At 69.7% G+C, this 17,236-nt stretch carries 11 protein-coding genes; 3 read left to right on the top strand and 8 right to left on the bottom strand.

Features of this window, described 5'->3' with window-relative positions; translation table 11 throughout:
* Positions 1–20: 20 nt before the first annotated feature.
* Genes OXI49_03195 through OXI49_03185 form a run of 3 tightly spaced genes read left to right on the top strand, consistent with a single transcriptional unit; the run spans position 21 to position 7,341 of the window.
* Positions 21–1,184 carry an SGNH/GDSL hydrolase family protein gene (locus tag OXI49_03195; GenBank protein ID MDE2689491.1) on the top strand — a complete coding sequence of 388 codons (1,164 nt, stop codon included), beginning with the start codon at positions 21–23 and terminating at the stop codon, positions 1,182–1,184.
* Positions 1,181–4,801, top strand: a complete 3,621-nt coding sequence (locus tag OXI49_03190) for a plastocyanin/azurin family copper-binding protein (GenBank protein ID MDE2689490.1) — start codon at positions 1,181–1,183, stop codon at positions 4,799–4,801. The genes OXI49_03195 and OXI49_03190 overlap by 4 nt, the downstream gene beginning before the upstream one ends.
* Positions 4,798–7,341, top strand: coding sequence for a PQQ-binding-like beta-propeller repeat protein (locus OXI49_03185; GenBank protein MDE2689489.1), 2,544 nt, complete (start codon positions 4,798–4,800; stop codon positions 7,339–7,341). Before OXI49_03190 ends, OXI49_03185 begins: the two co-directional genes overlap by 4 nt.
* A 12-nt stretch (positions 7,342–7,353) precedes the next feature.
* Here the strand turns inward: OXI49_03185 and OXI49_03180 are convergent, their stop codons facing one another.
* The 8 genes from OXI49_03180 to OXI49_03145 form a co-directional block, all read right to left on the bottom strand.
* Positions 7,354–8,754, bottom strand: a complete 1,401-nt coding sequence (locus OXI49_03180; protein MDE2689488.1) for a tetratricopeptide repeat protein — start codon at positions 8,752–8,754, stop codon at positions 7,354–7,356.
* A gap of 54 nt (positions 8,755–8,808) precedes the next feature.
* Positions 8,809–9,375, bottom strand: coding sequence for a TlpA disulfide reductase family protein (locus OXI49_03175; GenBank protein ID MDE2689487.1), 567 nt, complete (start codon positions 9,373–9,375; stop codon positions 8,809–8,811).
* Positions 9,375–11,684: a TonB-dependent receptor gene (locus tag OXI49_03170; protein ID MDE2689486.1), complete on the bottom strand. Its 2,310-nt coding sequence runs from the start codon at positions 11,682–11,684 to the stop codon at positions 9,375–9,377. Before OXI49_03170 ends, OXI49_03175 begins: the two co-directional genes overlap by 1 nt.
* Before the next feature lie 107 nt (positions 11,685–11,791).
* The gene (locus OXI49_03165) at positions 11,792–12,160 is read right to left on the bottom strand and encodes a VOC family protein (GenBank protein ID MDE2689485.1); all 369 of its coding nucleotides are present in this window, start codon (positions 12,158–12,160) and stop codon (positions 11,792–11,794) included.
* 119 nt (positions 12,161–12,279) lie between these two features.
* Positions 12,280–13,341: a DUF4340 domain-containing protein gene (locus OXI49_03160; protein MDE2689484.1), complete on the bottom strand. Its 1,062-nt coding sequence runs from the start codon at positions 13,339–13,341 to the stop codon at positions 12,280–12,282.
* A gap of 12 nt (positions 13,342–13,353) precedes the next feature.
* A complete protein-coding gene (locus tag OXI49_03155) occupies positions 13,354–15,438 on the bottom strand; it encodes a Gldg family protein (protein MDE2689483.1) in 2,085 nt (694 codons plus the stop codon).
* 12 nt (positions 15,439–15,450) lie between these two features.
* Positions 15,451–16,212, bottom strand: a complete 762-nt coding sequence (locus OXI49_03150; GenBank protein MDE2689482.1) for an ABC transporter permease — start codon at positions 16,210–16,212, stop codon at positions 15,451–15,453.
* Positions 16,209–17,219, bottom strand: a complete 1,011-nt coding sequence (locus OXI49_03145; GenBank protein MDE2689481.1) for an ABC transporter ATP-binding protein — start codon at positions 17,217–17,219, stop codon at positions 16,209–16,211. Before OXI49_03145 ends, OXI49_03150 begins: the two co-directional genes overlap by 4 nt.
* Positions 17,220–17,236: the final 17 nt, after the last annotated feature.

Raw genomic sequence — 17,236 nt, 5'->3', positions numbered from 1 at the left:
GTTACGATCCTCGACCGCGCGTGAAGAAACTGTCCGCCCTTCTGCTCGCAATGGTCGCGACCGGCGCCTCCGCGACGGACGCCGCCACGCTTGACCTTCGCCGCGGCGACCGGATCTGCCTGGTGGGCAACACGTTCGCCGAGCGATTCCAGCTCTTCGGCTACTTCGAGAGCGGGCTGCTGGCGGCATTCCCTGACCTGGAGCTGTCGGTACGCAACCTCGCCTGGTCGGCCGACGAAGCGGCCCTGCGGCCGCGACCCCTGGACTTCGGCGCGGTCGACCGTCATCTCGAGGCGCAGGGCGCGGACGTCGTCCTGCTGTTCTACGGCGCCAACGAGTCGTTCGCCGGCAGCGAGGGCCTGCCGGCCTTCAGGAACGACCTCGGGAGGCTGCTCCGCCATGTCTCGAAGCAGCTTTACAACGGCTCCGAGCCGGCGCGCATCGCCCTCGTCTCGCCAATACCGCAGCAGGCGCTGCCTTCCGGTCGCGGGCTCGGTCCGGAGGCGGTCGAACGGCGCAACACCGACCTGCGCGCCTACGCCGAAGCGGCCGAGGCCGTCGCGGCCGGGAACGGCGTGCCCTTCGTCGACATCTTCGACGGCGTCGCGGCCGCCTTCGCCGGCGCACCCGCGCCGTTGACCGTCAACGGTCTGCATCTGAACGAGGCCGGCTACTGGCACGTCTCCCGGGTGCTGCTCGACGCGCTCGGCGCTTCGGCGCCGGGCACCGTGGTCGCCTCGGCCGAAGGCGGGGCGGGGCTGGAGATCCGCCCGCCGGTCCTGCCACCGGGGCCCAACCCGCAACCGGACGGGCTCCGGATCAGCGTCCGCGACCTGGCGCCCGGCTACTACGCCCTGCGGCGCGGCGACCAGACCCTGGCCTCCGCCAGCGACGGAGACTGGGCGAAGGGACTCGAAGTCCAGGAGACGTCGGCCATCACCGCCCTGATGGAGACCGGCGACGGCCTGCGCCGCGTGGTGCTGCACAAGAGCCGGCTGTTCTTCGACCGCTACCGCGCGGTGAACGGCTATTACATCTACGGCGGGCGCAAGGAGCCCTTCGGCGTTCACTCCTTCCCGCCCGAGATGGTCCGCTTCGACGAATTGGTCGGCGAACTCGACGACGAGGCCGCGGCGCTCGCCCGGTCGGACGAAGTCTGGCGCCTGGAGCGCGTCGACCGATGAACCGCGCCCCGCTCCTGGCGCTCCTGGCGGCGGCGCTCACTACCGGTCCGGCGATCGCCCAGAACGTCGCCGACGAGGAACCGAATCGCGGCGGCGAGGCCCGCTACGAAGCCCGCGATCCCGCCTACGCGCTGGAACACCTGCACCCGGCCGAGGGGTACGAGGTCTCGCTGTTCGCCTCCGAGCAGGACTTCCCGATCGGCAACCCGGTGGCGCTGGCGTTCGACTCCCGAGGGCGCCTCTGGGTGGCGACCATGCCCTCCTATCCCCAGCGACTGCCGGAGGAGGAACCCGACGACAAGATCGTGATCCTCGAAGACCGCAACGGCGACGGGCGCGCGGACCACCACACCGTCTTCGCCCGCGGCCTGCACGTGCCGACCGGCTTCGAACTGGGCGACGGCGGCGTCTACGTGGCCCAGCAGCCGAACCTGATGTTCATCGAGGACACCGACGGTGACGATGTGGCCGACCGCTACGAGGTCATCCTCCACGGCTTCGGCACGGAGGACAGCCACCACTCGATTTCCGCCTTCACCTGGGGACCCGGCGGCGCGCTCTACTTCCAGGAGGGCGTGTTCCATCACAGCCAGGTCGAGACACCCCACGGCCCGGTGCGGCTGGTCGATGCCGGCGTGTTCCGCTACAAGCCGAACCGCTTCCACCTCGAGGTCTTCGTCTCCTACCCCTTCGCCAATCCCTGGGGCCACGTCTTCGACCGCTGGGGACAGAACTTCATCGCCGACGCCTCCGGCGGCTCGAACTACTTTGGCGCCCCGATCACCGGCAACGCGCCCTACCCGACGAAGCGGCGGCGGATGAAGGTGTTCACCTCGATCGTCCGGCCGACGTCCGGCTGCGAGATCGTCAGTTCGCGCCACTTCCCGGACGAGGCGCAGGGCAACTTCCTGATCAACAACACGATCGGCTTCCAGGGCATCAAGCAGCACCGGGTGATCGAGGAGGACTCCGGCTTCACCTCAGAGGAGGTCGAGCCGCTCCTCTACTCGACCGACATCAACTTCCGGCCCGTCGACCTGCAGTTCGGACCGGACGGTTCGCTCTACGTCGTCGACTGGTTCAACCCGCTGATCGGCCACATGCAGTACTCGCTCCGGGACGAGCGCCGCGACCACGACCACGGCCGGATCTGGCGCGTGCGGCATGGCTCGCGGCCGCTGCTCGATCCGCCCGAGATCGCGGGCGCCTCGACGCCGGGACTCGTCCGATTGCTGGAGAGCTACGAAGACCGCACCCGATACCGCGTCCGCCGCGAACTCCGGGAACGCCCGCGCGACGAGGTGCTGGCCGCGGTCGAGGCGTGGCTGGACGACGTCGACGCCCGCGAGCTGGACACCCGCGAGTTGGGGGCCGGCGACGACGCGAACGTTTCCGATCTGGAGCACCACCGCCTGGAAGCCCTGTGGCTCTACCAGAACCTGAACGTCGTCGAACCCGAACTGCTCGACCGCATGCTCGACTCACCCGAACCGCAGGCGCGCGCGGCGGCGACCCGGGTCGCCCGCTTCTGGCGGCGCGAACTGGACGATCCCCTGGCCATCCTGGCCGCCCGCACCGAGGATTCCTTCCCGCGGACCCGCCTGGAAGCGTTGCTCGGTCTGAGCTACCTGGAATCGGAGCCGGCGGCGCTGGCGGCCCTCAAGACGCTGGACCAGCAGACCGACTACTACCTCGACTACGTCCTCGGCGAGACGGTCGACACCCTGGAGGACTTCTGGCTCCCGGCGCTCGAGTCGGACCGCGAACCGGCGCTGCTCGACACCCTGGCGCCGCCCTTGGCCGGCTACCTGCTGAGTCGCCTGTCGACCCGCAAACTCGAGCGCTTGCCCGCCCACCCGCTCACCGACCGCGCCGTGCTCCGTCGTGCCGACGCCAGCGTGGAACGCCAGCGCCAGGCGCTCACCAGCCTGACCAGCGGCGAACGCAGCAGCGGGGAAACGCCGGCCATGCTCCTGGCCGGGGAGCTGGCGGAGCTGGACCAGGCTGGGTCCGCCGACCCGGAGCGCTTCGACCGCATCATCCTGCACCTGATGGAACAGGACGCACCCTCCCTGCTCGCCGCCCGTGGCCAGTTCGAAGCGCTGGCCGGGAACGGCGCCCGGCAGGGCACACGAAGCGCCGCCATCGCCGCCCTGATCGTCGCCACCGGCGACCCCTCGCCGGGCAACGTGCTGCCTCGCCGGCGGACGGACGACCGGCTGATCGACTGGCTGCGCGCCGTGGACTCCCTGCCGCCGGCGCTCCGGGGAGAGGCCTACCCTGCCGTCTCTTCCCTGTTCGACGAGCGCCGCGGACGCGACCGGAGCGCGCTCGACGCGGCGGTCCGGACGCTCGCCGGCATTACCCGGGACGCCGGCCGCAGTTTCCGGAGACTGGCCGATCTCGTCTCCGATCCAGCGATGGGGCTGGCGGCACTCGAAGGTCTCGGCCAGCTGACCGCCGAGGCCTCCGACGCCTGGCCCGCGGCCGGCGGTGAGGACGCGCTCGCCGGTCCGATCCTGGCCGCCCTCCGCGACGCGCCGCCCCGCGAACTGACCTCGCCGCGTTACCGGCGCATCCACGACCTGGGCCTGCGCCTCGCCGACCGGCAGATCGATCGCAGCGACGGCGAGGGCGGCGGCGACCTCCGCGAAGAGATCGTCAACCTCGGCGCCGCGATCGTCACGCTCCGACCCGTCCCTCACCAGATGCTGTTCGACCTCGAGGAGTTCACGGTGCGCGCCGGCGGGCCGGTCGAGATCACCTTCGAGAACATCGACGTGATGCCCCACAACGTCGTCGTCACGAGGCCCGGGGCGCTTGAAGAGGTCGGCCGCGCCGCCGACGCGGAGGCGGAGCGCAATCCGGCCGGAGCCGAGGCGTCGGGCTACGTCCCGAAGACGCCCCTGGTCCTCTTCCGCACCGGCCTGGTCCAGCCGGGCGAAACGGAGGTCCTGAGCTTCAACGCCCCAACGGAACCCGGCCTCTATCCCTTCGTCTGCACCTTCCCCGGACACTGGATCCTGATGAAGGGCACGATGCGCGTGGTCGAGCGCCTCGACGGCGCGGCGGTCACCCGCTACGCCGCTCCCCGGCTCGCCCCGGACGTTCCCCAGCGCGCCTTCGTCGCCGACTGGAAGTACGAGATGCTGGAGACCGACGTCGCTCCCCTGGATGCCGCGCCGCCGGCAAGCGACGAGGAACTCGAGCGCGGCCGTCTGCTCTTCCTCGAGGCCGGCTGCGCCACCTGCCACCAACTCGGCGGCGCCGGCGGCGAGATCGGCCCGGCCCTCGACGACGTGCGCGAGCGTCTCGGAGCGCTGGACACCCTGCGGCACATCCTGGAGCCCTCTGACGAGGTGGCCGAGGACTACCGCACGAGCCTGGTCGAGACCCGCGACGGCCGCTTCTACTCCGGTCTTCTGGTCGAGGCCGGCGAGGAGGCCGTGCGCATCCGCTCGAACCCGCTCGACCCGAACCACATCGAGTCGATTCCACGCGAGGAGATCGAGAGTCTCGACGAGTCGTCTCTCTCGCCCATGCCGAGCGGCCTGCTCAGCACTCTCCAGCCGTCCGAGGTCCAGGACCTGATCCGCTACGTGCTCCACTCGCCGTGACCCGCGCGCCGGCCGCCGTCATCCTGCTCGTCGCCGCGGCGACCGTGGCGCCGGCGGCCGGACAGCACGGCGCGATCGGAGGAGAGTGGCACGAGTACGGCGGCGACGCCGGCGGCACGAAGTACGCACCGCTCGGTCAGATCCACCGCGGCAACGTCGACGATCTGGCCATCCGCTGGCGCTGGGAATCGCCAGACAACTCGATCGCGGACCCCGACGCCGGTCTCGACAACGTCGCCTTCGAGTCCACCCCGCTGATGAGGAACGGCGTCCTCTACACCAGCACGTCATTCAGCCAGGCGGCCGCCATCGACGCCGCGACCGGCCGGCAGCTCTGGCTTCACGACCCGAGGAGCTACGACTCCGGACGCCCTCCGAACAACGGCTTCCTCCACCGCGGACTCGCCTGGTGGACGGACGGCGAGACGGAGACGGTGTACCTGGCCACCGGCGACGCCCGCCTGATCGCGCTCGATCCGGCGACCGGAAGGCCCCGGCGGGAGTTCGGCAACCGCGGCACCGTGGACCTCACAGCCGGCATCCGCTCCCTGAACGGCAGATCCGACCAGTACGGACACACCTCGCCGCCGACCGTCGTTGGCGACGTGGTGGTCGTTGGCTCGTCGGTCATGGACTGGGCGCCGCAGCCGGAATGGCCGCCGGGCGACGTCCGCGGCTACCACGCCCGCACGGGACGGCTGCTCTGGACCTTCCACACCGTGCCCCGCCCCGGCCAGTTCGGCTACTCGACCTGGGAGAACGGCTCCGCCGAACGGGTCGGCGGGGCCAACGTCTGGGCGCCGATGACCGCCGACCCGGAACTCGGCTATGTCTACCTGCCGGTGAGCGCCCCGTCGAACCACTTCTACGGCGGCCACCGCAAGGGCGACAACCTGTTCGCCAACAGCATCGTCTGTCTCGACGCGAGGACCGGCCGCCGCGTCTGGCACTACCAGATCGTTCACCACGACATCTGGGACTTCGACCTGCCGGCGCCGCCCAACCTGGTCGACATCACGGTCGGAGGCCGCGAGATCCCCGCGGTCGCGCAGGTCACCAAGCAAGGCTGGGTGTTCGTGTTCGACCGGCGGAACGGCAGGCCCGTGTGGCCGATCCACGAGGTTCCGGTTCCCCAGTCGTCCGTGCCCGGCGAGCGAACCGCGCTGACCCAGCCGCGGCCGACGAAACCGCCGCCCTTTGACCGGCTGGGGATCGCGCCGGAGGATCTGGGCGACGGCGCCGAAGAGGTGCTCGCCGACCTGGACTGGGGGCCGATTTACACGCCCCTGTCCACCCGCGGCGCCGTCATCTACCCGGGTCTCGGCGGCGGCGCGAACTGGGGCGGCGCCGCCTTCGATCCGACCCGCTCGAGGCTCTACGTTCCGGTCCAGGGGGTCGTTCCCTTCTGGATCCGCCTGTACCAGACCGCGATCTCCGGCTACTACCTGTACGACTCGGGCATCCTGTGGGCGTCCGGCAACCGCTATCTGCTGAAGCCGCCCTGGGGGCACGTCGCGGCCTACGACCTCGACCGCGGCGAGATCCTCTGGCAGCGGGTAAACGACGGTGCGAACGGCTACGCCGGCACTCCGTCCCTGCTCGCCACTCAGGATCTGCTCTTCTACGCCAACCGTAGCCGGCCCTCACTGACCGTCCTCGATCCCGCGAACGGCGACGTCGTCCGCACGATCGCGCTGCCGGCGGCAGCCTCGGGCGCCCCGATGAGCTACACCGTGGACGGCCGCCAGTACGTCGTCGTCGCGGTCGGCGCCGGGTCCTTCGACGCCGAACTCGTCGCCCTTTCCCTGGCGTCGGACCTGCCGGAGCAGCGTCCCGGCACCCTGGGCTTCTCCCCGCCGTCCGTGACGGCCCGGGAAACAGACGGTGAGATCACGCTGAGCGTCGTCCGCGCCGGCGGCGGCGACGGGGCGGTCGCCGCCTCCGTGCGGACCGCTGGAGGTACCGCCACGGCGGGAACCGACTACGAGCCGATCGCCCGCACACTCGCCTGGGCTCACAGCGATTCGGCCAGCCGGATGTTCACGCTCCGGCTGCTCGAGGACGGCGCCGGCGAGGGACCGGAGACGATTGAACTCGAACTTCACGATGCACTGGGCGGCGCGGCCCTCGGCGAGCGCCGCATGGTCGTCACGGTCGAGGAGGCGGACGCTCCGACCGGGCCGATCGCGGAATGCGTGCCGGACCCGACCACCCTCTGCCTCAACGACGGCCGCTTCCGGATCCGGGCCCGCTTTGCCACGGCCGTCGGGGGGGACTACGCCTCAGCCGCCGGCACCCGCCTGACCGGGGACACCGGCTACTTCACCTTCTTCGACCCGGAGAACATCGAGATCGTGCTGAAGGTCCTCGACGCCTGCGTGCTGAGCGGGCAGTACTGGCTCTACGCAGCCGGCCTCACCGACCTCGAGGTCGAGCTGGAAGTCGCCGACCCGGTGACCCAGCGACGACGCGTCATCACGAGTCCGCTCGGCGAGCTGTTCCAGCCGGTCGCCAACAACCAGGCGTTCAACTGCGAGTAGAGCCGCGAACCGCTACGGCGGCCCGTCTGCTCGCAAGCGCTCGTACACCTCCATCTGCGCGCTCGCCTCTTCGCTGCGCCCCAGAGCCTCGAGCACTCGGGCATAATTGAAACGGAGCGGCGGGTTGTCGTCGAGCCCGAGGTCGAGCGCCCTCTCCATCCGCTCGGCGGCCTCGGCGTGTAGGCCGGCCTCCGCGGCGATCATGCCGAGAAGGGCGTGGGCCTCGCCGAGATCGGGATCGAGCGCCAGGGCGCGTTGAAGCGCGGACGCGGCGCCCTCGGCACGCCCACTCGTGTGCAGGAACATCCCCTCCAGGTAGTGGTGCTCGACCCGGTTCGGTTCAAGTCGGCGCGCCTCACGAGCGCTGGCCGCGGCATCGGCGGCCCGACCCAGGGAGAACAGCACCTTGGCCCGCAGAGAGTGAACGTCCGCGGCACGCGGATCGTCCAGGCGTCCCGGCACGCCCGCCAGGCGTTCAAGGGCGGTTTCCAGGTCGCCAGCCGCCGCCAACCGTTGCGCCTCCGACAGGGCCGACACCGTCCCCGTGGAGGCCAGACGCTCACTCTCCGCCGCACGTTCCCCGGCCTCCTCGAGCGACCGGTAGCGGTCGAGCGCCGCTTGGGCGGCTTGCCGGTCTCCGGCGGCGGCAAGCGTCCGCCCGAGCCGGTAGACCACTTCCGGTTCCTCCGGCGCCAGTTCCGCGGCGACGCGCAGGTGTTCGAGCGCTTCCGGGTAGCGTGCTTCGGCCACGAGAAGGTCCGCCGCTTCCAGACGCACGACGACCGCCTCGCCTACACCAACGTCGAGAGCGCGTTGCAGGTAGCCCAGGGCCTCCACGCGGCGGCTCGGATCGCGCGCCAGCGCCAGCCCGCGGGCGAGGTCGAGGCCGGGACTCGTGACGTTCTCGGCCGCGGCCGCCGAGGCGGCCGCCAGCGCCTCCCCCGCCTGACCGTCGGCCAGCCGCAGGAGGGCCAGTTGCTCGTAGATGTCTGCGCTGCCAAGCCCCCGGGCCGCACCCTGCTCCAGCAGCCGGATCGCTTCGCCAGTGCGGTCCAGGTCGCGAAGCAGCAGCGCTGGCGCCAGGTAGGCCGACGCCACGTCGCGGGCCGCCCCGCTACCGGCGGCTGCCAGACCATCCGGCTCAAGCTCTCGCGCCCGGGAGAACGCCGCCAGGGCATCGTCCGCGCGGCCAAGCGTCAGCAAAGCCCGGGCCAGCGCCAGGACAGGCCCGAACTCCGAAGGCGCGCGCTCCACCGCCGCACGGGCCTGCGCCAGGGACTCGACCGGGTCGCGCGCTGCGGATTCACCCTCGCCGGGAACGATCCAGCCAGGTGTGACCGGCACGGCCGCGCCCACCAGGAGGGCGGCCACGAGGCTGCACGGCAGGATCGACGCGCGGCCGAGGCCAGACACGGAGCCTGCGACGGGTTTGGCGGCTGGCCCGGACACGGGCAGTCAGCGTAGCAGTCACTCCGCGGCGAAAAGGACCCTCAGCGCCGCGCCGAGCATCTCTCCACGAGGATCGAGCGCGACCAGCCGACCCTCCCGGTCGAACAGCAGGGAGCGCGGCGGATACTCCACCTGGAAGCGCCTGGCTACGGCGCCGGCCGCGCCGAGCCCGTCGAAGAGGACGGGCCAGGTGATGCCCTGCCGCCGGCCGAAACTCCGCAGCCTGCGGCGCGAGGAGCGGTCCAGCGAGACGGACAGAATGACGAGTCCCCGGTCGGCGTATGCCGCCCGGGCACGCTCGATGTGCGGAAAGTCGGCGAGGCAGGGAGCGCACCACGTGCCCCAGAACTCGACCAGGACGACACGATCCTCGAAGTCGGCACCTGTCCATGCCCGGCCGTCGATGTCGCGCGCCTCCAGGTCCGACCAGAGGTCGGCAAGCCGAACTCCGCGCAGTTCCCCTGGCGCCGACGACTCGACGCTCGCCGGAGTCTCTCCACCCTCCAGGGCAGACGCCGCCGGCGTCGCCGATGCGACACCCAGCGTTGCGACAAGCGCCAGTCGGAGAACGTCGGTCCGTTGCACTACAGAACCGCCTTCAGGCCGACGACGAGGCTCCGCGGGAACCGGGGTCCGTAGACGTAACCCGCATCCCTGAACGGCCCGCGGTCCAGGTCGCGCTGGTACTCGTCGGTCAGGTTCTTGAGCGCAACGGTGGCCGTGAGCCGGCGCTCGCCGCCGAGTGCGAACCGGCGGGACAGGCCGAGGTCCCAGGTCAGGAAGCTCGCGGTGACTTCCAGCCGGTCCTCGGCGATGTAGCCCGCGTAGTGAGGCGCCAGCATCGAACCGGTGTACCGGAGCCCGGCGAAGAGCGTGAGTTCGCGTGGCAACGGCCACTGGACGCTCGCCGTGCCGTACTCCTCGGGGGTCCGGAACATCGTCATGCTGCCGAAGTCCGGCTCCGCTTCGCCCAACTCCGCCCTCTGCCAGGCGTAGCCCGCGTCGACTGTCAGGCCGCCGCGACGAAGCCCCCAGCCGACCTCTACGCCCCGCACCCGCGCGCGGCCGAAGTTCGCGCGCAGGAACTCGAGTTCCGGGGTCGCTGGATCGTCGGCCTCCAGGCGGTGAAACAGGTCGTCGATCCTGGTGTCGTAGACGGTCGCGTCGAACGCCATCGACATGCGCCGGCCCACGGTCGGCCGCCACTCCAGGCTCGCCATGCGCGAAGCCGACGTCTCCTCGCGCAGGCCGGTGTCGTCGCGCACGACCATCGCCCTGCCGCCCAGGAGAGCGATGTGAAGCTCCTCGTCGAACACCGCGGGCGGAAGGAAGCCGGCGCTGTGGGAGACGCGCAGGGTCAGGTCGCTTCGGGGCGTCCACATCAGTGCCGCCCGCGGCGAGACGATCGACCCGTCGACCGCGCTGTGCCGGTCCGCCCGCAGCCCGTACAGCAAGGTCACGTGATCGCCGATCCGGCGGTCGTCCTGAACGAAGCCCGAGACACTCCGGTAGGTCTCCCGGATCAGACGCCCATAGGCCGGTTGCCGGTCGTCGATCAGGTCGTGCCCGGCCTGGACGCCGAAGCTGACGGTTCCCCGGTCGCCGCCGCGGTTGACGTGGGAGTCGAACACCCACAGCGGATTGCGGGTCGCGCCGAACGCGCCGGGATCACCGCCCGCGCCGTAGTAGCTGGCCCGACCGGTGGCGGCATGCGACACCGTAGCGCGCCAGTCCCAAAGCGGCGAGACGGTGTGCAGCCAGGAGACAGCGCCGCCGCTCCGGTTCGAGTCCAACTGCTCGGCGACCTCGGCCTGCTCGGGCGGCAGGTGAAACCGGTCGCCGCCGCGACGGAACTCGGACATGTAGCTGACCTCGGCCGCGAGCCGCGCCGAGCCGTCCAGGAAGAACTCGTGGTAGCGCGCACCGGCGGCGTCGAGATCGCGGATCGACACCTCGCTGAAGCCGTCGCCGTCCACGTCGACCGGCGCCACCCGGTCGACCTGGCCATGAAACGTCGCGGCACGCCCTGAACTCGGAGTCCCTTCGCTCGGAATCCAGTCCGCGACCAGGCTGTACGACGGCGTCTCGGCGGTACCGGCGGCGCCGCCCATCCTCTCCGAACGGGCGTCCGCCTCGACGTGGGTGTGGTCCGGATGGTGTGGAATCAGGTTGATCACGCCCGCGACGGCGCCCGCGCCATAGGCCGGAGAGCCACCTCCCTTGACCACCTCGATACTGTCGATCAGGCGCGCCGGCAACTGCTCGATGCCGTAGACCATCGCCAGCGAAGACAGCGCCGGCTGTCCGTCGACCAGGAGCTGCGAATACGGTCCCTCGAGCCCCAGCAGCCGGACCTGCGAGGCGTTGCAGGTCTGGCAAGTCGACTCCACGCGCACGCCGCGCGTCCACTCGACCGCGTCGGCCAGGGTCCGGGCGGCCGCGCTCTCGATCCGGGAGCGCGGCACCGTCTGCATGTGGAGCGGCACGTCCGCCAACCGCTTCTCCGTCCGCGTCGCGCTGATCACGACCTCCGCGCCGAAGGAAGGGCGAAGCTGCACGTCGAGCTGAACCGGTTCCCGGTCCTCGATCAGGAATCCCTGCTCTGCGAGGCCGTAACCCTCCGCGTAGACCACCAGGCGGTGTTCGCCCGCGGTCACCGGGTGGAGGCAGAACCGACCGTCCACCGACGTCACCGCCGTAGCGGACGACGAGGTCAAGGTCACCGCGGCGCCGGCTACCGGCTGGCCCTGGAGCGACTTCACCGTGCCGTGAACTCCGCTGTCGGTCGGACACACCGTCGCCATCACCTGCCCGGTTGCCAGAAGCGCCAGCGCTCCGGCCGCAACGACGGCAGCGCCGCTCGGCACAAGCTCGGACATCCGCAGCCTTTCCATGGTCGCGAATCTTATTTTTAGTTCCTACTAAAAATCAACTGCGCGACATCGAACAACTCCCGGGGGCGACGCGCTGCCAGCCGAATCGCCCGACGGCCGTCCGAGCTTCAGCCCATCTTGAAGAAGCAGAGCTTGTTGCCGTCCAGGTCCCGCACATAGCCGCCATAGAACGTGGCCACCCGCGTTCCGGGCGCGCCCTCGTCGGTGCCGCCCAGCTCGAGCGCCCTGGCATGGAGCTGGTTGACCTGCTCCTGCGAAGCCGCGGCGATCGCCACCATGTTCCCGTTTCCGGGTACCTGCGGCTCCTCGTTGTAGGGAATGCAGATGGCGAGCATCGGCTGTCCGGGCGCGACGCCGTAGCCCTTGATCCGGCCCATGTCGAACATCGTCTTCGCGCCCAGCTCGCCGAGCAGCGCATCGTAGAAGGCCGTTGCCCGGTCCATGTCGTTCACGCCGATCGTGCAGTATCCCAACATCGAGAGTGCTCCCTTGAAGTCGCTACCGTCGCAACCAGCCGCGACGTGCGGAGCCGAAAGATAGCAGCCCGAATCGACCGCGCGCGAAGCGCTCCGAGAGCCCGCTACGAGCCCTGCTCTCAGCTCTCCTCGTCGCCTCCGATGTCCTCGATCAGGTCGGCGCGGCGCAGGTCGAGCTTCTCGCCGGTGAAGCTGTCCAGCTTGTAGACCCAGGAGCCGTGGTAGTCGTTGAACTCCTGCATCTCCTCCGCCCGGTTCAGGATGTCCGCCTTCTCCTGGAGCTCCTCCTCCGGCGTGTCCCGCTCGATCTCCACCTGTTGCACCGTGTGGTAGCCGCCGATGCGGATGTAGCGGTCGTCCTCGCGCGCGGCGACCGCGACGGCGTAGCCGGAGCCATCCGCCAGCTCGTAGCGGAACTCGCCATCGAAGGAGAGATCGGTCACTTCCTCGTCGTCGGCCAGATGGACCTCGGAGAACCGAAGGCGGGACAGGAAGTTCTTGACCCGGCCGACCTCGCTCGTCTTCTCACGCCGCCCGGACGGCACCCGCTGGAGTGCGAGATCCGCGCCCTCTTCGCCGTCCTTGCTGAACGTGAAGTCGGGACCCTCGATGCGCACCACGTCGCCTGAGGCGACATCGACGATCTCCTTCTGCAGGAACTGATCCGCGGTGCTGTCGATCAGCACGGTCGCTGCGGTCAGATAGATCGGGTCGTCCTCGCCGTCGAGGCGCCGCACGTAGTTGCCACTGCCATCGGCGAAGCGGTCGCCGACCCGTAGCCGGACCATGTCGCTGCCGGCCGCGTTCCTGAGCGCCACCTCGACGGTGTCCTCACCGGGTGGTTCGATCCCGAGCTCCGCGGCCAGACTCTCGCCGGAGCCGACATCCTTGGCCAGCTCGATGTCGAGCAGGTTGCGCACCAGCCGGTTCACTCCTTCGTTCCTGGCCTGGTAGTCGTGGACCTCCTCGACGACGTAGCGGTCGCCGTCACGCGTCAGCGTCACCTGCTCACCGCCCTGGATCACCTCTACCTGCGCGATCTCGTCCGGGTTCAGGTTGGGCAGGAACCTCTGGCCGGTCTCGAAGCGCTCCGCGCGCGACACGCTGTTCCAGTAGCTGAAGACGGAAAGGGCGAGCAGCACCGCGGCGGCCGCCGCCAGTCGCTGGTTCATCTGGTTCATGCCGGTTGACTCCTAACGCCTTCGGGCCCGGTACAGGCCGACCAGCAGCACGACGATCGGCATCCAGCCGATGACGGCGAAGCGCACCGCCGACTCTTCGCGCTCCAGAGCCTCGCGACGGCCCTTGCGGATGTCCCGGAGTTCGCGGTTCGCCTCCAGGATCCGCTCGTTCAACTCGTCGACCTCGTCCTGCAACTGCCGTTCGAACAGTGCCGCGTTCCGTTGAGTGATCTCGCCCTGCTTCTCCCGCAGCTCCTCCTGGAAGCTCTCGATTTCCTCGCGGATCTGCCGTTCGCGGTCGAGCGTGTCGAGTTCCGCCTGGGCTTCGATCTCGTCGAAACGGAGGAAGGGCCGACTCATTCCGCTCTTGGCCCGGACCGCCATCAGGTCCTGGGAGCCAAGCAGGTAGTCGATGCTGTTCAGGACGACCTTGTGGTTGTCGTTCTGGGCCTGGACGATGCCGAACGGGTTCTGCAGGAAGGCGATCTGGTCGTGGACGAAGTCCACGTCCGCGAACACGACCACCGCCGCCTCTGCACGCTCCTCGTCGGGCAGCGGATCGCGGTGAATGATCTCCACGTCGTCGGGCGGCGGAACCTCGATCTCCGGCGGCAGGTTCGGCGGCCGCACCGCCTCCCTGTCCGGGTAGTCCACGCCCTCCGGGAAGGCAGTCGGCAGCTTGCCGCGAACCACGTAGGCGAGGACCAGGGGCTCCTCCCCCGGCATGAAGGCGTCGCGAAGCTTGGCGCCGTCGTTCAGGTCGGTGTACGCGAGGGCATCGCCGCCGCCGAAGCCGGGCAGCACCTCGAGGGTGTTGCCGGCGGCCGTGGTCGAGATCAGCGGACGGCGCTCGACGCCCCCGGCCTGCTCGGCGACATCCGCCGCGTCCTCTTCTTCCTCGGCGGCGCCGGCCTCCGCGACTGCCTCTTCGCGACTCTCGCTCTCGCGCAGCACTCCGGAAAGGAAGAAACGCAGCTCGGACAGGCCCCTCAGCATCGGGCTCTCCCCATCCAGCACATCGTCGTGCCGGCTCGAGTCGACCACCAGGTCGATGATCACCGACTCCGACGCGCCGAACTGGCTCATCGGCCGGCGCGCCGCCAGTTCGAAGTCGGCCGCGAACTCGTTGTCCAGGAGCTCCAGGCCCCAGGCGTCGAGCAACGGCGCCAGGTTCGAGGCCGGCTGGTACTGGAGCGCCGCCCAGGGTTGCTGCGGGTTCTGCGGCGGCGTGTCGCCCAACGCGTAGGGATCGACGAAGACCAGCGTGTTGCCGCCCCCGGCCACCCACTGGTCGATCGCGAAGACGGTCTTGTCCGGCAGCGCCTTCGGATGAAGCACGACCAGGAGGTCGTAGTCCTCGCGCGGGATCTCGTCGACGTCGGCAGGGACCTGCGAGACGTCGTAGAGATCCTCGAGGACCTGGACGAGAATCCACTTCTGGGAAGGCGTCCGTCCCTGGGCGGCCAGCATCTGCGCCATCATCGGATCCTGGGCGCCGCCGAACACCTCGAGACTCGACAGGACCCCCACCCGCTGGCGTGTCGGCCAGAGCAGGCCGTGGATCTTCTTCGAAATCTCGTACTCGATGTTCCCCTGCTCCTGAGGCCACAGGAACTCGATGGTCTCCCGGCTGCCGGTCTGGGTCTCGAAGGCGAGGCCGAAGTAGAAGAGGTCGCCGTTCTGGTTGATCAGCTTGCCGTCGAGGCCGTCCTCGGCGGCCTGGTCGGCGGCGTCGCTGTCCGGAATCGGGTCGATCCACTCGACCTGGATCTTCCCCGCAGCAGCCCGCTCGTACTCGCCGAGCAGGCTGCGGAGGTAGCGCTCGTATCCGATGAAGTCCTTGACGAACTTGGGCAGCGTCTTGCCCGTCGTCTCGGAGAAGTAGAGCCGGATGTCGAGCGGCTTGATCCCCTCCTCCTGCATCCGATCGAGGATGACGTGGGATCCGTCCGTCAGGGAGTAGAGGTCGTCGCCGGTCAGGTCGACGCGGAGGCCCTCGAACCACTCGTTCGCGACGTGGATCGACAGCGCGGTCATCAGGCCGATCAGTGCCAGCGTCAGCACGCGGCTCTGCTTCGTCCTCGGTTCGTCAGTCATCTGCCCACACCCTCAGTTCGTCTTCGTCTGGCCGAGCACCAACATGCCGCAGACCAGCCAGCCGACGGTAAACAACACGAAGAACAGCAACGAGTTCAACTGCAACAGACCCCGGGTCAGCGTCTCGAAGTGATCGAGCAGGCTCAGCGACGAGACGACCCGCTCGACGTAGCCGCCGAACCACTTGCCCACGAACTCCTGTGTCTGCGGCACGCCGATCAGTAGGAAGCCGACCGACGCCGCCACGGCCAGGATGAATGCCACCACCTGGTTCTTCGACAGCGCCGAGAACAGAAGGCCGATCGCCAGCAGCACCGCCGCCGCCAGCAGCGTCGCGACGTAGCTCGCGAAGATCGCGCCCCAGTCCGGGTCGCCGAGGCGGGCCACCTGGAACACCGCCGGCCAGGTCAGGAACACGGAGACGGCGAGGAAGGCCCAGCCGGCCAGGAACTTCCCGAGATAGGAACCCTCGAGGGTGATCGGCAGGGTAAGCAGCAGCTCGACGGTGCCGGACCGGCGTTCCTCGGCCCAGAGCCGCATCGCCACCGCCGGCACCAGCACGACGAAGATCCACGGCAGGTAGCTGAACAATGCGTCGAGATTCGCCTCGCGGAGTTCCAGAAAACGGCCGAAGTCGCGCGACACCATCAAGTAGCCGCTGGCGATCAGGAAGATGACGATGAAGATGTAGCCCAGCGGCGAGGCGAAGTAGCCGTGGAACTCCCGGCGCAGCACCGCTCTCATGCCGGTGAACCGGCGTGCCAGACCGCTCATGCCGCCACTCCCCTGGTCACGTCGCGAAACAGCTCGTCGAGCCGGCCTTCACGCACCCTGACATCGGCGACCCGGTGCTCGCCGACCGCCGCCAGCAAGTCGTTCAGCCGGTTCTGACCGTCCCTGGGCTCCGCCTCGACTTCGCCACCGGGCAACACGCGGGCGCCGGCGCACCAGTCGGCGGCGGACAGGATCGCCGCCACGTCGGCGGCGTCGCCCTCGGTCACCCGGAAACGGACGGCGTTGTGGCCCGGTGCCTGGGCGACCAGGGCGTCCGGCGTCGAATCGACCAGGATGCGCCCTTCCGAGAGGATGACCGCGCGGTTGCACACTCGCTCGGCCTCGTCGAGGATGTGGGTCGAGAGGACGATGCAGCGATTCGCGGAAAGGCTGGAGATCAGGTCCTGGACCACCGCCTTCTGGTTCGGGTCGAGGCCGTCCGTCGGTTCGTCCAGGATCAGCACGTCCGGATCGTGGATCAGCGCCTGCGCCAGACCGACGCGGCGCTTGTATCCCTTCGACAGGGTCTCGATCGTCTGGCCGCGCACGCTCCGCAGGTGGGCCGTCTCGAGCACCCTGTCGATCGCCTCATCCGCCGCCTCCAGCTCCCGGGCCTCGGCGATGAACCGCAGGAACGCCTCGACCGTCATCTCGCCGTAAGCGGGGGCGTCCTCCGGCAGGTACCCGATCCGCCGGCTGACGGCCAGGCGGTCGGCGGCGACGTCGATGCCGGCGACCGCGACCGAACCCCGGTCCGGCTCCAGGAAACCGGTGATCATCTTCATCGCCGTCGTCTTGCCGGCGCCGTTCGGCCCCAGGAAGCCGAGCACGTCGCCGCGGCGCACCTGGAAGCTGATGCCGTCGACGGCGCGGATCGCACCATAGTGCTTGGTCAGGTCGGCGACGGAGATCAGGACCTCGCCAGGCGCGTCGGCCTCGGGCAATGCGGCCTCGGTCTCCGCCGCTACCGCGGACGGGACGGAGTCGGGGTGGTCGGTTTCGGTCACTCTCGACGTTCTCCGTG

The organism is Acidobacteriota bacterium, from assembly GCA_028875725.1.
GTDB lineage: Bacteria > Acidobacteriota > Thermoanaerobaculia > Multivoradales > Multivoraceae > Multivorans.
The sequence above is the reverse complement of the archived record's forward strand: the minus strand, read 5'-3'. Positions and strand labels throughout refer to the sequence as shown.